Genomic DNA, 19,320 nt, shown 5'->3' with positions numbered 1-19,320 from the left:
ATAAGATTTGGGAAAAGTCCGAAAATTCAAGAAATCAACCATATCATTTGGTTTATGATAATTAAATCCCTTTTTTTCGAAGATTTTTTATAATTTTTTTAAGTTATCATTCTCAAAAGTTTACCTGAAAAATTATCCTTAAATTAGCAATATAGTTCTTATTAATAATAACGAGTTTTATCTATAGAATATATTGGTTTATCCCTGTGTATACAGGGAACACAAATCATAAACCAGCGTTCCTACTGACTCGGACGGTTTATCCCTGTGTATACAGGGAACACGCAATGCTTCGCGTTCCCTCAGTGAGAAATTGCCGGTTTATCCCTGTGTATACAGGGAACACGGATTTTCAGTATTACTCACCGTTGGAGTTTGCGGTTTATCCCTGTGTATACAGGGAACACTTCTGTTCCTCTCCTCTCGATGTAAAGATCGCCCGGTTTATCCCTGTGTATACAGGGAACACCATTCAAGTGGCTCCGTGCTTTTATTGTAATCGCGGTTTATCCCTGTGTATACAGGGAACACTTTATAAAAAATATGTGGAGCGGGGTGAAAACCGGTTTATCCCTGTGTATACAGGGAACACATTAACGGTGCTGTTTACAGCCTCCCGTATACCGGTTTATCCCTGTGTATACAGGGAACACAATCAGATCGGCTTTGGCTCTGGCAAAAACCGCGGTTTATCCCTGTGTATACAGGGAACACTCTAATTATAACATACTGTTTTATAATTAAAATATTGACTGTCAAATTTCTACCGATTTTTTGGGATATTTTTCATTAAAATCACATTTTATAACACTATGTTTTTATTTAATTAATTAAAATTAATAGAAATTAAAATTACATTCTACGGGATTCTACCGATAAATTTATATTTTTCATATAATTAAAAAAATGGTAAACAATGAAATATATAATTGCGATTTTTGAATAGCAAAAAATGCTATGTAATATTGATGCCCGCCGATTTATCCTTGTGTGTACAGGGAACATAAGGTTAAGCTAAATTGTTTATTGATATTTATACTGAAACGTATGGTTAACCTAAAACTTTTTGACACATTTTACCCCTATATAGAGGAAATACCTGACTTTCTCGGCAACCAATACAAATATCAACTTTTTTGGTAATTGTATCGCCATGGTTATCATAATTTACTCTTTTGGTGAAATTAACTTCACCTTAAGTTTAATTTAAATGTTTATGGTTTTCAGACATAAAAAACCGCTTAATAAAAGTGTCCAACTTTATGGGATCACTTCATCGCCCAAAACGGCTATTTGCTTACTCATGACACATCCTCACATTGTCTTTATATCCACTGTGAATATGCATGTAGTTTATACAATATGGTTATATTAATCTGGTATTTCGTGTTAATAAGTGTAAATAGATATTTGGCTATGAGAGGTTATCTGAAAAAGTTAGAGATTTGACAAACCACATTTGTGCACCCTGTAATTCTGTAATGGCAATATATACAGGGAACATTAAATTAGCTGCATTCGACGAGGCATTGGAATTGGATTGATCCCTGTACATACAGGGAACACATTTATCTTATAATTAGTGATTTAATAGTTTACTTTTTTGAAAATCAAATTCTTCTTGTGTTAAAACACCACTTTCTTTTAGATCATGTAATTTTTTTAGTTCATCAGAAACAGATAAATTAGAATTATGATTTAATTTAATATTATTATCTTTTTTATTTGGTGACACTGCTGGGATTATTGTTAATTTGTCGCCCAAGCATAAAGGACATCGTTTTTTATAAAAAGGAATAAATAAAACCCAAATAAATCCTGTAAAAAAAACGCCAATTAGTGTGCCCACCCCGATTTTTCGTTTTGGAGTAACATTTCGTTGACAAAGGGTGCAATACTTTACGGCCATCTCAAATTCCTTAATGTTTTGAAAATGCTAATTATATCAAACCTTGTCAAATTTTCCACAAATACAAACTAATTTACTATGCCAATTAAAACCATATAAATCCCCGTTATGCTCTATTGATATTATTTTATAGTCACCATTATATTCGGTTAATTTCGATTCAATGCGAACTAGCGGTTTATCCCTGTATGTACAGGGAACATTTTTAGCAAATTGGCTTTTACCGCCTCTTGAAAGATGAAACAGATACTCTGATAATTTTATCTTCGCCTTAGGTTTAGTTAAAAGTTTAATATAGTTTATTTAAAACCAGACCGAAAACAAAGTAAAGTTTACTTTTTGCTTATTTAGTAAATACTAAATAAAATATAAAAAATAGGAGCTTCTATGAATAAAACTGAATTAAAAGAACTTAGAGCTAAAAATTTAAAACAATGGTTTTCAAATAAAACAGTTCCACCAAAAGAAAAGAGCTATATTTCTCAATTGATTAGTGGTAAGGCTTCTTTTGGGGAAAAATCGGCTCGTCGTTTAGAGTACGATTACGGTATGCCTCAATTCTATTTAGATAAAAATAATACCCAATTAGCAAGATTGAACTGTAATAATCAATATCAACTTGATAATAATACCTATGTAATTGAGGTTTTAAATATAAATGCCAGTGCAGGAAACGGATTTTTGAATAACGATATTGTAGAAGTTATAAAATGTATTGAGTTTTACAATGAACACGCAACAACATTATTTAATGGGATACCGTCAGAAAACTTAAAAATAATTAATGTTTCTGGCGATTCAATGCAAGGAACTTTTGAAAGCGGTGATGCTATATACATAGATATTACGGTTAATCAATTCCAAAGCGATGGTATCTATGTTTTTACTTTTGATCGTGGATTGTATGTAAAACGTTTACAATTAATAAAAAATAAGCTAATTGTTATATCTGATAATAAAAAATATCAAAATTGGGATATTAGTGAAGAAGAAATTGATCAGCTTTATATACATGGCAAAGTAATGTTGAGTCAGTCTATGCTTTTAAGAAAACATGGATAGGTAAGATTAATCATAAATAAATGTTTTCGAGTTTTTTAATAAATTCAAACCGATAACTGAAATGGCGTATATTTTGAGTGTAGGTAAATTGATGATGTTAAGATAGCACGGTTGTTACATCGATAATTTTTATAAAATTCAAATGGATAAATGGAGTGTGTTGAAGAATGGCTTCTGAGATTTGGGATAGCAGAGGGTTATTACCACCTTTCGGTGCAAATGGTTTAGAAATAGAAGATAGATATCCATATAAAACCAATATCATTAATTTTATTGATGTTTTTGGTTTTAATACTCAAAGATTGGATATATTGGATAAATTTATTGATTATATAAAAATAGTAAAAGAATCAGGGATGCAAATACATAAAATATGGATAGATGGTAGTTTTTGTGAGAACTGTGAGACTTTAAGAAAAAGACCCCCAAATGATATAGATGCTGTCATATTCTATACAGTTATTGATAAAAATTTACTAGAAAATAATCTTTATTTAATATCAAATAAATTTGAGGTTAAAACAGAATTTAAAACTGATTCTTATTTCCTGTTAATCCCTCCTAGTTACGCAAATTTAGAATATCAATATGCATTTATAGAAAAGATAGTCTATTGGAGTAGCTTATGGTCACATACAAGAGATTGTGACTGGAAAGGTTTTATAGAATTAGACAATTTTGATGTTGATAATTATAATACTGCCAAAGAATTAATCAAAAATAAGAGAGGTGAAATAAATGAATAGAAATGAATATTTCTCTCTTATGAGTGAAAAAAATACATTAATTAATTTAATATCAAAAACTCCTGATGATTTTCAGTATAAATTAGAGAAGATGAGTTTAAATTCAAGATTGGAGGAAGTAGAAAATAAATTAAAAAGAGTTAATATAAATTTCTTACACTCTCCCTCAAAATTAAAGGTAACTTTTCGAGGTGCTCCTGTATTAGGTACAACAGGTATTTCAAGCTACTTCGGTACAATTGCAATAAAAGCTTTAACTGATGCAATAAATTGTATTCTTAAATCTCTTAATTCGAATAAAAGTGAAAATGCCAATTTAATGATTACAGATATAGCTAAAGGATCATTCGGTTTTGTTCTGGAGGATATAGGAAATCAATCTTTTTCTTTATTACCTGAAGATGATAAAACCACAAATATAGCTATTAATAAATTACAAGAAATTCTAGGTTTTGCAAGCAACTCTGATTCAAACGAATTAATTGAAAATATAATTGAACTAGATCTTAATTCAATAAATAAAATTAAAGATTTTGTTGAAATATTGGATAAAAATAAAGCGGTATGTGCAATTAATTTTAATGAACACTCATTCTCATTCAAAAACAATAATGAAGTTAAAACAGCTTTATCTCACTTAGATATCGCAAAAAAATTAAATATAGATGAAATATTAAATGTAATGTTTCTAGGAGTTTTACCAAATAAAAGAAAATGTGAATTTAAACTTTTAGGTGATAATAATGTTTGTGTAGCAAGTATAGACAAAAAGATTAAAGAACCTGAACTCATAAATCAACATTTACATTCTTATGTTAACGTTTCTTTCAAAACCTCTCAGATCGAAGATAAACCAAAAAAATATTTATTAGTGGACTTACCCTGTTCTTGGTAATTAAAATTATTAAACCCTAATTAACCTGCTAAGCGGGTTTTTTTGTACCTAAAATTCAGTAAATCCCACTTTTATGTACATCCTTTGATTAAAAAACAGGCAATCAAATAATTATTTTAATTGCTTAACTCATTGTTTACTAAACAATTTACTTTTTACGCTTATAAAGTTTGGTTTTTGTTAAATTGTTTACTTTACTTTTGGTTAACTATTTACTAAACCAATCAAAACAAATCAACCTACCGAGCAATTAGCAATACCACGAGTTACTAATTAGGTAGCAAGATTCAAGTAGCTAGCAGGGGCATATGAACATACTGCGGTTTTGGAAAGTAGCAATCACAAGAGTACGCATCGGGTGAGCGACGCAATCACTCCTAGCCTCGAGAGAGACCGACTAGCCATCAAGTTCTGAAGTAAAGATTGCTAATTGCTGTTTATACAGCATTAAAATCAAAGCCCATTCAGTGAGTAATCAGTGAGCTTGAATTTGAATTAGGTATAAGGAATGGTTATGACAGTTAAATCAAGTTTTTGGATTCAGACATTGAATAAGCTATCCAAAATATGATAATCCAAATAGAGGAACAGGACGAAAAAAAGAGTGAATAGAATCATTAATAAAATAATTATATGAGAACATGAATAATGATGATTCTCTCGAAATTGAAGACAAAATTAGAATGGCATTTGGCTAGAAATTTGGTTATTTTAGTTTAGACAATAAAAAACCACATTAAATGGTTTAGAGAAAATGAAACTTTTGAAGTAAAAAGTGAAATTTTGCTTATCAAGATAAATGATTAGGCTTTATTATTTTTTTAATGTGCCTTTGATTATAATTACCTCTCAGGCCAAACCCGCAACATTCAATATGTTTCCCACAAACCACCTATTGTGTATTTAATTCCTTATGCACACTTAGGACTAAGCTCATCATCATAAATCTCACTCCCTTTGGCAAGATTCGGGCAAACATATATAACTTCATTGCAGGCTGGACATTCACATTTATCCTTTCTTAAGATGTTTTCTTTAGGATTTCATCATAACAATTAATTAAGCATTAAATAATAAATTCAATACGGTAAAAAATACCGTTAATTAATTTATGTTATCTTTGTACCATACCTCCGCCCTTGTTATATTAAATTGTGTTGAAATATCCTCATCTCGCGATACATTTTTACTAAAAATATTTCCAAAAATACCTGAAAATGGAAATGCAAACAGTGGCGAAATAACATGATGACTTAATAAGCCATACTGTTCGTTTAATGAATTCATAATAATATTGTTAGATTTATCAATATAGAATTCTAATAATAATTTACAATTTGTTTTATCCATAAAAATTGGGGTAATACCCTCTGCAGTGGTTGAATATGTTGTTTCATTTGTCTTAACCGATGACCTAATGACATGCGCCGATAAATTAGAGTCATCCAATTTAAACAGCATAAAGCCATCGTTATACATTTTACGCATACCTCTGGTTTGTGTTAGCACAATTCCATTTTGCTCTGGTCCTTCAAATTCTAAATATAAATATGTTTTTTTGCCGTCAACAAATAATTGCAGTGAATCCTGTCCAATCTGATCATACAGATCTCTTCTAATATAATTGACTATATTCTTGCACGCCGGGACTGTTGCGATACTCCGAATAGGGCCGGATTTATATAATAAATTACGGGGATTGAAATTAGATTCGTAATTTTTAACAAAATAAAAAAAACCAAAATAAAAATCAGTTGTGTCAATTTGTTTATCTTTACCATAAATATATGACAATTTATTTAACCCATATTTTAAATCGCACAGATACCGGGGAACATCAACCCCTCCATAACTGGTTTTCCCGTTTGTCATATCAAATCTAGGTAAAATCCTATACGAGTTAACTACATCCACTCATAATATCTTTGTGCATAACATAGCTACCCGTGGCATTTTCATATGAAGCTTGACGATAAACGCACGCAACGTTGTTAGTTTCACACCAAACATAAACTTCCATGGTTGGCTGGTTAATGAATTTCTTAACATCTTTCGCGAGTACAATTGATAAATATTTTGTACCTGTGCCAGTGTATTGGCTTGCATAACCAAATGGAGAATTAGATTTACTATCCATAAAATTAATTGATTGATACTGTGTGGAATCATTAATAATAACGGTATTTGAATATAAACGACTCGCTAGCCACATTGCTTGATATTTGTGTCCCAAATCACCAAAATGTAATCCGTCGGGTTGTAATTCCCCCCATTTATATTGATTGTTATTCTGTAACCAACTAATCATTGCATTGGATAAATCAAAAAATGGGATATTATATTTTTGGGCTAAATATTCCTTAGCTTGATTATATTGTTGAGTAACATCTATTTTATCCCTTTCGCTTCCGTCCTTTTTTGATAGGTATGTTAGATTACATGATAGCAACACAGGGGTTGAACCATCTTTTATAACTTTTTTAATTAATAGCTCTGTTTGATTAATATATCGATATAGCCGATTAGTTCTAGCGGCGTCATTTAGTCCAAAGTTGATGATAACCATATCACATACTCCGTAGTACGGATTTTTTGTGATATTGACCTCATAATTATCTGTTGCCCAACCGTTTTCTATTCGTTGTCCGCTAAATCCTGCATTAAAAACGTTTATATTATTATTATGATACATTTCTCTAAGCAACAATTGTAACTGAGCTGGCCACGCATTAGGGGCATTGAGATTATGATCTGTTCCTGTAATATTTTTTTTATGGTTTGTTGTATTGATACCATCGGTGGTCGAATCACCATAACATGCAATTTTAACATCTTCCCCGGTCGCCATTTTTGCCATTATTAGATGTAGCTTATTGTAGTCTTCGGGGAAAGTATCTAATATCCGCTGTTTACTTTCACCGGTTTGTTGCTTAATGACTGACATGATTTATCTCCTTACATATTCATGTTGTATTATTTTTGGAAAGTGTTTTGATTTTAACTGGTAACTTCTATTACTGCTTTTTAGTTACTAAATAATTATCTTTGTTAAATCATTTTTAGCCAATTAAGCAAAATTGTGACAAATTGAAATACAATATGAAAAGGTATTGTCGATCTATTAAGCAAAAATCAATGGTATTAACCATATTGGTTCATTGTTTTAGTAAATTGAGAGTAACGGAAATAAGAATGGTCGCCATTAACCTCACTGATAGATGGCTGGAGATGATGCAAATCGCCCTCTCTCATTAAACGTCACACCCTTTTTGTACTCTTTACGTCCACCATTGCGCTAACACTGCAAATGACATCCAAAAATTTTCAGCAAACATGACATACTCCCATTCTATACAAGATGTCCGTTCCTGATTTTTCTGAGTATATAACCGAACATAATAAAATCAGCATTACCCTTTTTACCATTAAACAGGAATTCATAACCGTAATAAAACGTGGTTAGTTCAAGGTCTGATGAGTAAATATGGACCAAGTGGGTTTTAGCATTGTTAAAAATTTTAAACTGAATTAGTAACAAAAAGGAGGAACAGCAGGAGAGCAAATTCAACGAAACTTATAATAAATCGGATATGTATCCTAAAACAAAAAGCCCTCAAACGAGAGCTTTATAAAATCCTATTATAAATAATTTAGTATACGGCCTTTCCCAGTGTGTACAGGGAACATTTACGAAAACAAATTTACAATCATATAAGAAGCTGCCGCTTTTATGGTTTCAAAGGTTAACTCACCACCTTTACCTTTAATAAGATTCTTTATTTTGTTCCAATTTGTATCACTTCTAATATTATCTAAAAATTCATGTCCTGCTAACGTTAAGTCTTGAGCATAATATTCATACATCATTCGATCACTACTTGAATTAATGGCTTCAACTAAACGTGCATCATTAAGTAGTTTTATATGATAACCAACAATCTCAGGATCATAGCCTTTAATCGAAAATGACGATATTTTCATATCACATGGAGAGTCTTCTATAGCTAGCATTATTTTTCTAATTAATTCCCAATCTCTTTTCATCTTTTAACACTGAAGTTCCAAATAGTTACAACTGAAATAAATAAAGTAATTAAATTATACACAATATAATTAATTGATCACTTTGATTTATGCCTAATTCTTAACGCTTCATTTTCCATTATTTAAATGTCGTTAAAAATAGTCTCGCTTTCTGCGATATTAATAATTTTCATAAACCACTGCATACAATTATAATCCAGACCAATTATACCGTTTATACTCGTTCACCACTATGTAGACATAGCCTTAAACAACTTGAACGCGTTAAAATTATCTTTCCATATCTCAACATACTCATTATCGTAATCCGACTCAATTAACCCAAACGTTGCCAATTCCTCCGGTTTATCCCTGTGCATACAGGGAACACAAATGCCTGCGCCTCGCGTGCGCGTATATTCGCGGTTTATCCCTGTGCATACAGGGAACACTCCAATTATAACATACTGTTTTATAATTAAAATATTGACCGTCAAATTTCTACCGATTTTTTTGGTTATTTTTCATTAAAATCACATTCTATAACACTATGTTTTTATTTAATTAATTAAAATTGATGGAAATTAAAATTAGATTCTACGGGATTCTACCGATAAGTTCATATTTTTCAGATAATTAAAAAATGGTGAACAATGAAATATAGAATTGCGATTTTTGAATAGAAAAAAATGCTATGTAATATTGACGCCTCCTGATTTATCCCTGTGTGCACAGGGAACATCGTAGTGGGCGGAATGCCCATTGAAACTTGCGCAGTTTATCCCTGCGCGAACAGGGAACATTGATTAGTTAGTAGAACAATTTTTTTGCAATTTTTTAAAGGCTTTTGCAAAGCCAGCTAGAGAGAACTCAAAATCTTTAGTTTTTGAATATTCAGCTCTAACCACTAACTTTTTCCCTTTTTTTATCAAATTATTAATTTCATTAATATCAGAAAATTCATATCCTATCTCTTTTTTAGTCCAATCCATTTCAAATGGAGTTTTTTTGTCCACTCTTAATACGACTTTTGTTGAATTTCCTCTCTCGTTTATTTTTGGTAAATCATTTATATCAAATGATAAGAGGCTAACTGAATTACAAGTAAATAAAAACGTAGCAGTTTCATTATTCAATTTTGTTTTATCAATCGTGAAGATTCTAACTGTTTTCTCATCAGTAATAGGGTCTTCATTGATATCAACTATCCAGTTACCGGTTTTTACTGAGCCGCAAAAAACAAAAAAGGGGACAAACAACAAGCAAAACAAAATTTTCTTCATACCATTTCCTTAATCTTTACATTTATTTACAATATTATTTTATTTAATAGATTTTGGCAATAAAAAACCCTCATTAGAGGGTTGAATTGATTTGATACTTTATGCTAAAAAACAATATTTTTAATAGCTACAACTAATATTATGCCATCGGGTTATTACTATTGAATCTTGCGCATCATTTACTCTTAATAATTTATTGTCTTTTAAGAAAGCCCAATATAATTTTTTTCCTGTGTAACTGCCAAATGAATTTTTAGCATTGACATATAGGCAGACCGAATATCCGGTGACAACCTCCCCATATTCAATTATGAAATCTTTCTGAGGTTTAGAAATGTTAGAATATTTTGCAGAATCAGGATCTTTCAATACGTCCCGAAAATACGATTTTATCTTAGGAAAAAAATTTACTGGTTTGTTACCAAATTTTTCATTCTCGAAGTCAATAGATAAATCAAGAGTACAATTACCCCATTTAAAAACAAGATTACCTATTTTAGTCGTAATCACATACTTTGTTCTATCATTTGCAAGAACATATACTTTCTCTGAGTCCTCTGCAATAGATAAATTATCTGCAAATTCTGTAAATTCTGTAAATTTAGGCGATTTATGCTCCTTGTGTGTTAAATCTTTAGCAACAAATCTATCATTGGTTACCCGAACAGTTCCATTCGCCAAATAGTTTAGATTTTCTTCTGTTTCAGTACCCATTGCATATTTACAATTATAGAAATCATCAGCAAATACAAAAAATGGGAATAACAGCAAACAATAAAAAATCTTTTCCATACCATTTCCTTATTCTTTATGTTTTTTTGCAATGGTATGTTATTTGATAAAGTTTGGCAATGAAAAACCGCCACGCGAGCGGTTTGTAGTAGTTTTGTATTTTATCCCTGTGCATACAGGGAACGCCGCTAATCATTTTTTTATATTTTCATTACAAACGGTTTATCCCTGTGTATACAGGGAACACGCTGAGTTGTCAGAACGAGATCTAAAAATAGGCGGTTTATCCCTGTGTATACAGGGAACACGATCTTTTGTAATTGGAACGGTTCTATTTCTCCGGTTTATCCCTGTGTATACAGGGAACACCCTAATTATAACATACTGTTTTATAATTAAAATATTGACTGGCAAATTTCTACCGATTTTTTTGGATATTTTTCATTAAAATCACATTCTATAACACTATGTTTTTATTTAATTAATTAAAATTAATGTAAGTTAAAATTAGATTCTACGGGATTCTACCGATAAATTTATATTTTTCATACAATTAAAAAAATAGAAAACAATAAAATGTAGAATTGTGATTTTTTTGAATAGCAAAAAATGCTATGTAATATTGACGCCCCGCCGATTTATCCCTGTGTGTACAGGGAACACAATGGAGCAACAGCGTCTCCTAGAGATTCCGACGGTTTATCCCTGTGCATACAGGGAACTCACGACATCGATTTGATCGGTGATGTTCATGAACGGTTTATCCCTGTGCATACAGGGAACTCCTCCATGTATTTCCTGTCGAGTTGTAGATGAACGGTTTATCCCTGTGCATACAGGGAACTCCCCAATTATAACATACTGTTTTATAATTAAAATATTGACCGTCAAATTTCTACCGATTTTTTAGGTTATTTTTTATTAAAATTACAATCTATAACAATATGTTTTTATTTGATTAATTAAAATTAATGGTGATTAATATTAGATCCTACCAATAAGTTTATATTTTTCATGTAATTAAAAAATAGAAAACAATAAAATATAGAATAGTGATTTTTTTGAATAATAAAAAAATGCTATGTGATATTGCACTAGGTTACGTTATGGCAGGTTCAACAAGTGACTTTTATATTTAGGGTGTAAATAGTTAGATTACTATAAATAAAAGATGGCTGTTTTAACAGCCATCTTTTTTCACAGAAAAATATTTATTAGTTCAATTTATTTAGAAGTTAATCTCAGTACCTACAAAGTAGCGTCGGCCTTCTAGAGTTTTACCAAAGTCAGCGTTTGAAACATCTTTGTCAAATAAGTTATAAACCCCACCATAAATCTTAGCATTTTTATTTATTTGGAAAGATGCCCCCACATCCCAGAAAGTATAGCCTGGATATTCAATTTTCTTACCACTACGATCCGTTGTACTTTCAACGCCATAATAAGCAACTTTAGTCCATAAATCCCAGTCTTGAGCAACATACCAATCAAGTTGGGTATTGAATTTTTGCTTTGGTGTACGGTTTAAAGGTCTCCCCTTATTATTTCCTGTTTTTTGTTCTGATTTATTCCAAGAGTAGTTAGAACTTAACAAGAAATCAGTAAATAATGGTGTTTTAAATGATAGCTCTAAGCCTTTAAGATCTGCTTTATCCACATTCTCACGCCCCTGAACAAAATCAAATTTTTCACGATATCCATTGATCTGGCAATTTCTAGATCCAGCTTCACCTCGGCAAATATAATAAGATTGGATTTTATCTTTATATTTGGTATAAAAAGCTGTTACAGATGCATCAACACCATATTCATTGGTATAACCAACACCAATTTCAAATGAATTCGTTTTTTCAGGTTTTAAATTTGGATTTCCCATTATCATCCCTCTATTACCTGTTCCTGATCCACCTGTAACTTGTCCCCAGTCAGAGACAACTTGGCGTAGTTGTGGTGTTGCAAATCCAGTTGAATAGCCACCTTTTAAAGTAAAGTTATCATCAATATTCCAAACACTATAAATTTTTGGATTCCAGTTATGTCCATAATTTTCATCTCTATTATAACGTACGCCAGCAGTGATACTCCAATTATCAACGATTCTCATCTCGTTATCTGCAAACAACGCATAACTCCAACGATCAATTTTTGTTAAGTTTGTATTTAACTGATTACCACCATCATGAAGTTCTTGATAAGTATATTCTCCACCAGCGGTTAATATATTAATTGAGAAAGGGATGGTCACACGAGAGTCAACATTAGTATTGCGAATTTTCATTTTTCTTTCTGGATTATTATTGCTTTCATGAGCAATAAAAGATGTCGTTGAGACATCACCAAACAAACCATTATGAGTCAAAGCAAAAGAGTTGCGACGGTTATCTCGGTTGAAATCGCCACGATTAACTGGTCTTGTTTTTCCTCCTGTAGCATTACTATTTTGTAAAGATCGCCCAAAGTCGAGATCAAATGTTTGGGTTTCAGTTGCATTAAGCGATATTTTACCATTTAGGCTACGTAATTTTTGTGCGGAATGACCATTTAAGAATTCATCTTCATGGCGTTTGGTATATTGACCATATAATTGAATTCCTAAAATATCATCAATAATGGGTCCCATTGTGGAAAAACTACCAATATAGGTATTTTTTTCATCTGAACGGTAAGGAATAACTGACTCAATACGTAAACCTCCGTGCCATTCGTTAGACACTTTTTTAGTGATAATATTAACGACCCCACCCATAGCATCTGAACCATATAAAGAAGACATAGGTCCACGGACAACCTCAATTCGTTCGATAACCGTTAACGGTGGTAACCACCCTTGCTCAAAACCTGAATTATCACTATTAGGTCTGGTTTCACGGGTGCTGACTTTTTTACCATCAATTAATAATAAAGTGTATTTGGCATCCATACCACGAATACTAATATCGGTCGAATCACCACCACCAGTTATAGTAACACCTGGTATATCTTTGAGTGCGTCAGTTACATCACGATAAGATTTTTTGCTAATTTCTTCTGGTGTGATCACTGAAATTGTTGCTGGAGCTTCTTTAATTTGTTGTGAAAATCCTGATGCTGTCACCACCATGGTATCAATGTCTTTATCGCTTGCAGCCATAGCTATGCTAGACAATGATAATAAAAGACTAGTGTTAATGACATGTGTTGCCAATTTAAACTTAGTATTCATTTGTATAACCCTATTATTTATATTGATATTTTCAACCTCAATCCGGACGTACAATATACTATATGAGAATAGTTATCAATATCTTTTCTAAAAATTATTTATTACTAGACAATTTATACACTTTAAACAATAATAGTTATCATTTGCGTTGTAAACAAAGGAACCTATATGAAAATCAAAAAAAAATTACTATTAAGCACATTAGCTGCACTTGTCTTAGGATTAGCAGGTTGTCAATCTTCAATGACAGTAACTACAGACAATAATCAATCAGTTGTAGTACCTAAATCACCAAGTAAAGTTGTCGTGATGAACTATGGTGCACTAGATACTTTAGATGCTTTAGGTAAAGGTTCAATTGTTATAGGGGCGCCTCTTTCTGTTCTACCTTCTTATCTTGAGCAGTATAAAAATGCAAACATTGCTGACACCGGTAATATGAAAGAACCGAGTATAGATGCAATCAAACAAGCTAAACCACAACTGATTATTATTGATGGTCGTCAAGCCAGTAAAACTCAAGAGCTATCTAAAATTGCACCTGTAATTAATTTAAGCGTTGATGCAAAAAACTACCTTGAATCAACTAAGAAGCATATCAATCTATTAGCAGATATCACTGGCACTGAAAAAACCGCAAGTACATTAATTCAAGCCCTTGATGTAAAAATAAATAATTCCCAATCTGTTGCTCAATCGAGTCCTAAAAAAGCAATTGTTGCAATCCATAATGATGGTAAAATGATTTTAATTAATGCAAGTTCAAGTGCAGCGTTAATCCATGATGTTTTAAAAGTAAAACGTGCCGTTCCATTTTTTATTCAACCAATAAATAATGGTGAAAGACCAAAACCAACTTTTATTGACAATAATTACGTCAGTGATGTTAAACCTGACATTATTTATGTCGTTGATCGTAGTAAAGCAATTGGTCAAACGGCTATGAAAGAAGACTTTTTTGATGCAAAAATATTAGCTGCAAGCAATACTCAAGTGGTTTATCTAACACCAGATCTTTGGTACTTATCTGGTGGTGGTGCAGAAAGTTTAGATCGTCAAATTGATGAAGTAATTAATGGTCTAAAATAATATTGTTATTGTTAATTGTTTAACTTCCTATTTGCCCTTATGCTGTTAGTAAGGGTTTTTTTATTATATAGGTATCTTAATTGTTTTTATCACTGTTCTTAGTATTCTAGAGTTTTAAAATACATTGTAAAGCTATCAATGCTGCTCAACTTTGGGTTTACTGAAAACAGTACCAAAAATTGCTGTATAATGATGGATTATTTGATACTTAAATGATGGCATGCCAAAAATTTAGATTTTATTATTGAACCAATAATTAATGTATGAAAATAATCTATCTATTTAACATGAATAAATTTATTATTTAAGAATAATCCTTTTGCTCTTATCAATACTTCAACTTTTAAGTAGTCCTTTTTTAAAATCTTAAAAATACGATTCCAATATGCTACTTTTAAATTTTTAAGATGACACATTTAATAAATGTAGTTCAAAAAGAACAAGTTTATAGTGCTCTCTAATTACAATATTATAAACCGTTATAAAATAGTGTATCGAATTTATTTGACGTAGATTATTTACCTAAACAACAATTAACGAGACTGATCCATCAGTTCCTATTAAAGATAAATTATAATTTACCTTCTATAATCAACAGTCATGTTTGATATAGGGCTTTTATAATTTTATTTTATATAAATCATAACACCCTAAAAATTTTTATTAGCATCAATTTAAATATGTTAGAATGCTCGCCTATTGTCTAAATCTAAATTGACAAACTTTTAAATTCTCGATAAATACCTCTATAAATTTTAAAATTATTAAAAATACTATGAATATATCATCCCCAACAATTGGATTTGTGAGCCTCGGTTGTCCTAAAAATTTGGTTGACTCAGAGCGAATATTAACTGAACTGCGTACCCAAGGTTATCAAGTGGTACCTACTTATGAAAATGCTGATTTGGTAATTGTTAACACTTGTGGATTTATTGACAGTGCGGTACAAGAATCGCTTGAAGCCATTGGTGAAGCACTTGATGAAAATGGTAAAGTGATTGTTACCGGTTGTCTTGGCGCTAAAGAAGATCAGATCCGAAGTGTACACCCAAAAGTACTTGAAATTTCTGGCCCCCATAGTTACGAAGCGGTGCTAAGTCATGTAAATAAATATGCTCCAAAACCTGCATATAACCCATTTACCAGCTTAGTACCCGAGCAAGGGGTAAAGTTAACGCCTAAGCATTATGCATACTTAAAGATTTCAGAAGGTTGTAATCATAGCTGCACATTTTGCATCATCCCTTCTTTACGTGGTGAGATGGTCAGTCGTCCTATTGGTAATGTACTTGATGAAGCAAAACGATTAGTTGACAGCGGAGTAAAAGAACTTTTAGTCATTGCTCAAGATACTTCAGCTTATGGTATTGACATCAAAAACCGCACCAACTTTTGGAATGGTATGCCTTTAAAAACCAATATCCAAACACTCTGTGAACAATTATCTAGTCTTGGTATTTGGGTGAGATTACATTATATGTACCCATATCCGAGTGTTGATGATTTAATTCCATTGATGGCGGAAGGAAAAATCTTACCTTATTTAGATGTCCCATTACAACATGCCAGCCCAACGGTTTTAAAATCAATGAAACGTCCTGGGACAATTGAAAAAACACTTGAACGAATTCATCATTGGCGTGAAATTTGCCCGGAAATCACTCTGCGTTCAACGTTTATCGTTGGTTATCCCGGCGAAACTGAACAAGATTTTGAATTATTACTCGACTTTTTAGAAAAAGCGCAATTAGATCGCGTTGGTTGCTTTCCTTATAGCCCTGTTGAAGGTGCAGCAGCGAATGAATTAGCTAACCAAGTTCCAGACGAAATCAAACAACAACGATTTGATAGGTTTATGCAGTTGCAGCAAAAGATATCAATGCAAAAATTACAAGCTAAAATAGGTAAAACCTTAGCGGTTATTATTGATGAAGTTGATGAAGAAGGTGCAATAGGTCGTAGTATGGCTGATGCGCCTGAAATTGATGGTGTTGTATATTTAAATGAAGAAAAAGATGTCAACGTCGGGGACATTGTTCAAGTCATTATTGAGCATTCTGATGAATATGACTTATGGGGAACGGTTAAACGGTAATAAATCATGAAACAACATTATAAACATGAAATAAAAAATCTTGGTAAATTGGCTGTACCAGTACTTATTGCACAAGTATCACAAACAGCCATCACTTTTGTTGACACCATTATGGCAGGACATTACAGTAAAACGGCATTATCTGGTGTTGCAATCGCCGTATCAATTTGGTTACCAACAGTTTTGTTTGGTCAAGGACTATTAACCGTTTTAACCCCCATCATTGCCAACTTAAATGGTGCAGCTAAACGAGACCAAGTTGCGAATCACACACGTCAAGGTGTAGTGATCGCCCTATTTTTATCTGTGTTGATAATGTTGATTTTATATCATTCAGACCAAATAATCGGTCTAAGAAGTTCCGTAGATCACCCTATTGATCCCGAAATGATGGACGTGGCCGTAAAATTTTTACGAGCAATCATGTGGGGAGTACCTGCATTCTTGCTGTTTTTAGTTTATCGCAATCAATGTGAGGGGTTATCCAATACTAAACCAGCTATGGTAATCATATTTATAGCGTTACTTGCTAATATTCCAATTAACTATGTTTTAATTTATGGCAAGTTAGGATTACCTGCATTTGGTGGTGTTGGTTGTGGCATTACTGCTGCCATCATTTTTTGGCTAATGTTTGGATTAATCCGCTTTTATACCTTAACTACTGCAAGTCAACGTGATATTCGTGAAACACAATTGACCAAATGGGTTGATTTTAGTGTAATCAAAAATATCGTTGTCCTAGGTATGCCTCTGGCACTAGCCTATTTTTTCGAAATGAGCTTGTTTGCTGTGATAGCTTTACTGATTGCTCCACTTGGTCAAGTCACTGTTGCTGCACATCAAATTATCTTTACTATCAGTAGTTTAACGTTTGCAATACCATTATCGTTAGGTGTAGCATCAAGTATCCGTGTAGGTTTTTTACTCGGTAATAAAAAAACATCATTAGCAAAACAAACAGCTTATATTAGTTTGGCGATATCGTTAATGATTGCCGTGATAGTGGCATTAGTTCTGGTTATTTTTAGAACGCCAATTATTCATATATTCACAGAAGAAGTAGATGTTATTACTATTTGCTTGCAACTGATCATTTTACTCGCTATCTATCAAACCTCTGATTATCTTCAAGTTGTAGCAAGTAACGTATTACGTGGTTACAAAGATACGAAAAGTATTTTTTACATCACGCTTATCTCTTATTGGGGCGTTGGTCTACCAGTTGGATACATTTTAGGATTAACTGATTTAATTATGCAGCCAATAGGTGCTGCAGGTTTTTGGATAGGAATTATATTAGGACTGGCGGTTGCTGCATTTTTACTTATTGCTAGAATGATCTACATTCAAAAACAACCCAAAGAAGTAATTTTAAATAAATCTTCAAGATAATATATAACATGAAAAGGATTAATATAGTTTTTGTTTCAATTATACAAAATATGTTAATCCTTTAATCGTTATGGACGCCCTACTATTCCATCAAAAGTGGGAACATTAACCCATGATAGTAAATTACACGAAACTGGAATTTCATTGTTTTTCTTCATGAATATCTGTTATTTAACTCGCTCACAATCCCATACGACAGTTGGTCCATATGAGTTATTCTTTATATATGTTACAAAATTCATACCTAAAAATATTTAAGGCATTTTATTGGTACTATAAATTATTAAGGTACATTGTTTCTAGCTATATGGTTTGTTTGTTATTTAAACGGTATTACTTACAGCTTAACCTCTTTTTGCACATTGATGATTTTTAACTGCTTAGTGCAATAATTCTAATGCATAGCATAACAAATAATCCAATATATTTATCTTCATTTAAAATAAATATAAGTTGATTAAAATAAAATTATTAATATAATTCTACATTTTATCAATTAATTGCATTAAAATGAATTTAATTGATATATCTGAACAAAAAAATATTCAAATTAAAGATTGGAATAATAAGTTATTTCCATTTAATGATTTGAAAAAAGATCCTAATCCATATTAAAAGATTTAATTTTTTGACTAAAAACATCATACCATCACTAAATTACTAGTGATGGTTTTTAAATTTAATTAAAAATAACAAAATCACAAAAAAATCAATAAATAACCAATCAACTTAAATCAAAACAAATGTTATCTCCAATATTCAATTTTGGAAATACATCTAGTTTAATTTCTAGTTAATATATAAATGGATTTTCAGGAATAGGATTGAATTTTCTAAAGAACATAAAATAAGCATAAAAAACTTCGCTAAAGTTATTAGCGAAGTT

The 19,320-nt window shown here is 31.6% G+C and carries 13 protein-coding genes and 2 CRISPR repeat arrays; of the genes, 6 read left to right on the top strand and 7 right to left on the bottom strand.

Annotated features, from left to right (window positions below; translation table 11 throughout):
• Positions 1 to 194: 194 nt before the first annotated feature.
• Positions 195 to 714: direct repeats of the CRISPR family, unit length 29 nt; unit sequence CGGTTTATCCCTGTGTATACAGGGAACAC.
• 865 nt (positions 715 to 1,579) lie between these two features.
• Positions 1,580 to 1,909, bottom strand: coding sequence for an SHOCT domain-containing protein (locus H3S73_RS10530; protein ID WP_039128880.1), 330 nt, complete (start codon positions 1,907 to 1,909; stop codon positions 1,580 to 1,582).
• Positions 1,910 to 2,296: 387 nt separating this feature from the next.
• Here H3S73_RS10530 and H3S73_RS10525 point away from each other — a divergent pair, with 387 nt between their 5' ends.
• The 3 genes from H3S73_RS10525 to H3S73_RS10515 all read left to right on the top strand — a co-directional run bounded on the left by H3S73_RS10525 (position 2,297) and on the right by H3S73_RS10515 (position 4,612).
• Positions 2,297 to 2,971: a helix-turn-helix transcriptional regulator gene (locus H3S73_RS10525; protein ID WP_198236580.1), complete on the top strand. Its 675-nt coding sequence runs from the start codon at positions 2,297 to 2,299 to the stop codon at positions 2,969 to 2,971.
• 167 nt (positions 2,972 to 3,138) lie between these two features.
• Entirely contained in the window at positions 3,139 to 3,717 is a 579-nt protein-coding gene (locus H3S73_RS10520; RefSeq protein WP_198236579.1) for a hypothetical protein, read from the top strand.
• Positions 3,710 to 4,612, top strand: coding sequence for a hypothetical protein (locus tag H3S73_RS10515; RefSeq protein ID WP_198236578.1), 903 nt, complete (start codon positions 3,710 to 3,712; stop codon positions 4,610 to 4,612). Before H3S73_RS10520 ends, H3S73_RS10515 begins: the two co-directional genes overlap by 8 nt.
• Positions 4,613 to 5,716: 1,104 nt before the next feature.
• Here H3S73_RS10515 and H3S73_RS10510 read toward each other — a convergent pair.
• From H3S73_RS10510 to H3S73_RS10480, 6 genes are all read right to left on the bottom strand, one after another.
• Positions 5,717 to 6,484: a hypothetical protein gene (locus tag H3S73_RS10510; protein ID WP_198236577.1), complete on the bottom strand. Its 768-nt coding sequence runs from the start codon at positions 6,482 to 6,484 to the stop codon at positions 5,717 to 5,719.
• A 28-nt stretch (positions 6,485 to 6,512) separates the two neighbouring features.
• Positions 6,513 to 7,556, bottom strand: coding sequence for an SGNH/GDSL hydrolase family protein (locus tag H3S73_RS10505; RefSeq protein ID WP_198236576.1), 1,044 nt, complete (start codon positions 7,554 to 7,556; stop codon positions 6,513 to 6,515).
• A 743-nt stretch (positions 7,557 to 8,299) separates the two neighbouring features.
• Positions 8,300 to 8,656: a DUF2513 domain-containing protein gene (locus tag H3S73_RS10500; RefSeq protein WP_198228205.1), complete on the bottom strand. Its 357-nt coding sequence runs from the start codon at positions 8,654 to 8,656 to the stop codon at positions 8,300 to 8,302.
• Positions 8,657 to 9,441: 785 nt separating this feature from the next.
• Entirely contained in the window at positions 9,442 to 9,918 is a 477-nt protein-coding gene (locus tag H3S73_RS10490; protein ID WP_198236572.1) for a type VI secretion system-associated protein TagO, read from the bottom strand.
• A gap of 120 nt (positions 9,919 to 10,038) precedes the next feature.
• Positions 10,039 to 10,710, bottom strand: a complete 672-nt coding sequence (locus H3S73_RS10485) for a hypothetical protein (protein WP_198236571.1) — start codon at positions 10,708 to 10,710, stop codon at positions 10,039 to 10,041.
• A 97-nt stretch (positions 10,711 to 10,807) separates the two neighbouring features.
• A CRISPR array of direct repeats spans positions 10,808 to 11,019; the repeat unit is 29 nt; unit sequence CGGTTTATCCCTGTGTATACAGGGAACAC.
• 859 nt (positions 11,020 to 11,878) lie between these two features.
• Entirely contained in the window at positions 11,879 to 13,852 is a 1,974-nt protein-coding gene (locus H3S73_RS10480; RefSeq protein ID WP_198236570.1) for a TonB-dependent receptor domain-containing protein, read from the bottom strand.
• Positions 13,853 to 14,020: 168 nt separating this feature from the next.
• On the opposite strand from H3S73_RS10480, the gene H3S73_RS10475 reads away from it, so the two are divergent.
• From H3S73_RS10475 to H3S73_RS10465, 3 genes are all read left to right on the top strand, one after another.
• Positions 14,021 to 14,941, top strand: a complete 921-nt coding sequence (locus H3S73_RS10475) for a siderophore ABC transporter substrate-binding protein (protein ID WP_198236569.1) — start codon at positions 14,021 to 14,023, stop codon at positions 14,939 to 14,941.
• Between the two features lie 775 nt (positions 14,942 to 15,716).
• Positions 15,717 to 17,039, top strand: coding sequence for a 30S ribosomal protein S12 methylthiotransferase RimO (rimO, locus tag H3S73_RS10470; RefSeq protein ID WP_198236568.1), 1,323 nt, complete (start codon positions 15,717 to 15,719; stop codon positions 17,037 to 17,039).
• A gap of 6 nt (positions 17,040 to 17,045) precedes the next feature.
• Positions 17,046 to 18,434: an MATE family efflux transporter gene (locus H3S73_RS10465; RefSeq protein ID WP_198236567.1), complete on the top strand. Its 1,389-nt coding sequence runs from the start codon at positions 17,046 to 17,048 to the stop codon at positions 18,432 to 18,434.
• The last annotated feature ends 886 nt before the right edge of the window (positions 18,435 to 19,320 follow it).

Source organism: Gilliamella sp. B14384G12 (genome assembly GCF_016101825.1).
GTDB classification, from domain to species: Bacteria; Pseudomonadota; Gammaproteobacteria; order Enterobacterales; family Orbaceae; genus Gilliamella; species Gilliamella apicola_N.
This window is presented reverse-complemented; position numbering and strand designations above follow the sequence as displayed.

Excerpts from the sequence above, each read along its gene's own strand:
- H3S73_RS10530 (WP_039128880.1), bottom strand. The coding sequence starts at position 1,909 with ATGGCCGTAAAGTATTGCACCCTTTGTCAACGAAATGTTACTCCAAAA.
- H3S73_RS10525 (WP_198236580.1), top strand. The coding sequence starts at position 2,297 with ATGAATAAAACTGAATTAAAAGAACTTAGAGCTAAAAATTTAAAACAA.
- H3S73_RS10520 (WP_198236579.1), top strand. The coding sequence starts at position 3,139 with ATGGCTTCTGAGATTTGGGATAGCAGAGGGTTATTACCACCTTTCGGT.
- H3S73_RS10515 (WP_198236578.1), top strand. The coding sequence starts at position 3,710 with ATGAATAGAAATGAATATTTCTCTCTTATGAGTGAAAAAAATACATTA.
- H3S73_RS10510 (WP_198236577.1), bottom strand. The coding sequence starts at position 6,484 with ATGACAAACGGGAAAACCAGTTATGGAGGGGTTGATGTTCCCCGGTAT.
- H3S73_RS10505 (WP_198236576.1), bottom strand. The coding sequence starts at position 7,556 with ATGTCAGTCATTAAGCAACAAACCGGTGAAAGTAAACAGCGGATATTA.
- H3S73_RS10500 (WP_198228205.1), bottom strand. The coding sequence starts at position 8,656 with ATGAAAAGAGATTGGGAATTAATTAGAAAAATAATGCTAGCTATAGAA.
- H3S73_RS10490 (WP_198236572.1), bottom strand. The coding sequence starts at position 9,918 with ATGAAGAAAATTTTGTTTTGCTTGTTGTTTGTCCCCTTTTTTGTTTTT.
- H3S73_RS10485 (WP_198236571.1), bottom strand. The coding sequence starts at position 10,710 with ATGGAAAAGATTTTTTATTGTTTGCTGTTATTCCCATTTTTTGTATTT.
- H3S73_RS10480 (WP_198236570.1), bottom strand. The coding sequence starts at position 13,852 with ATGAATACTAAGTTTAAATTGGCAACACATGTCATTAACACTAGTCTT.
- H3S73_RS10475 (WP_198236569.1), top strand. The coding sequence starts at position 14,021 with ATGAAAATCAAAAAAAAATTACTATTAAGCACATTAGCTGCACTTGTC.
- rimO (WP_198236568.1), top strand. The coding sequence starts at position 15,717 with ATGAATATATCATCCCCAACAATTGGATTTGTGAGCCTCGGTTGTCCT.
- H3S73_RS10465 (WP_198236567.1), top strand. The coding sequence starts at position 17,046 with ATGAAACAACATTATAAACATGAAATAAAAAATCTTGGTAAATTGGCT.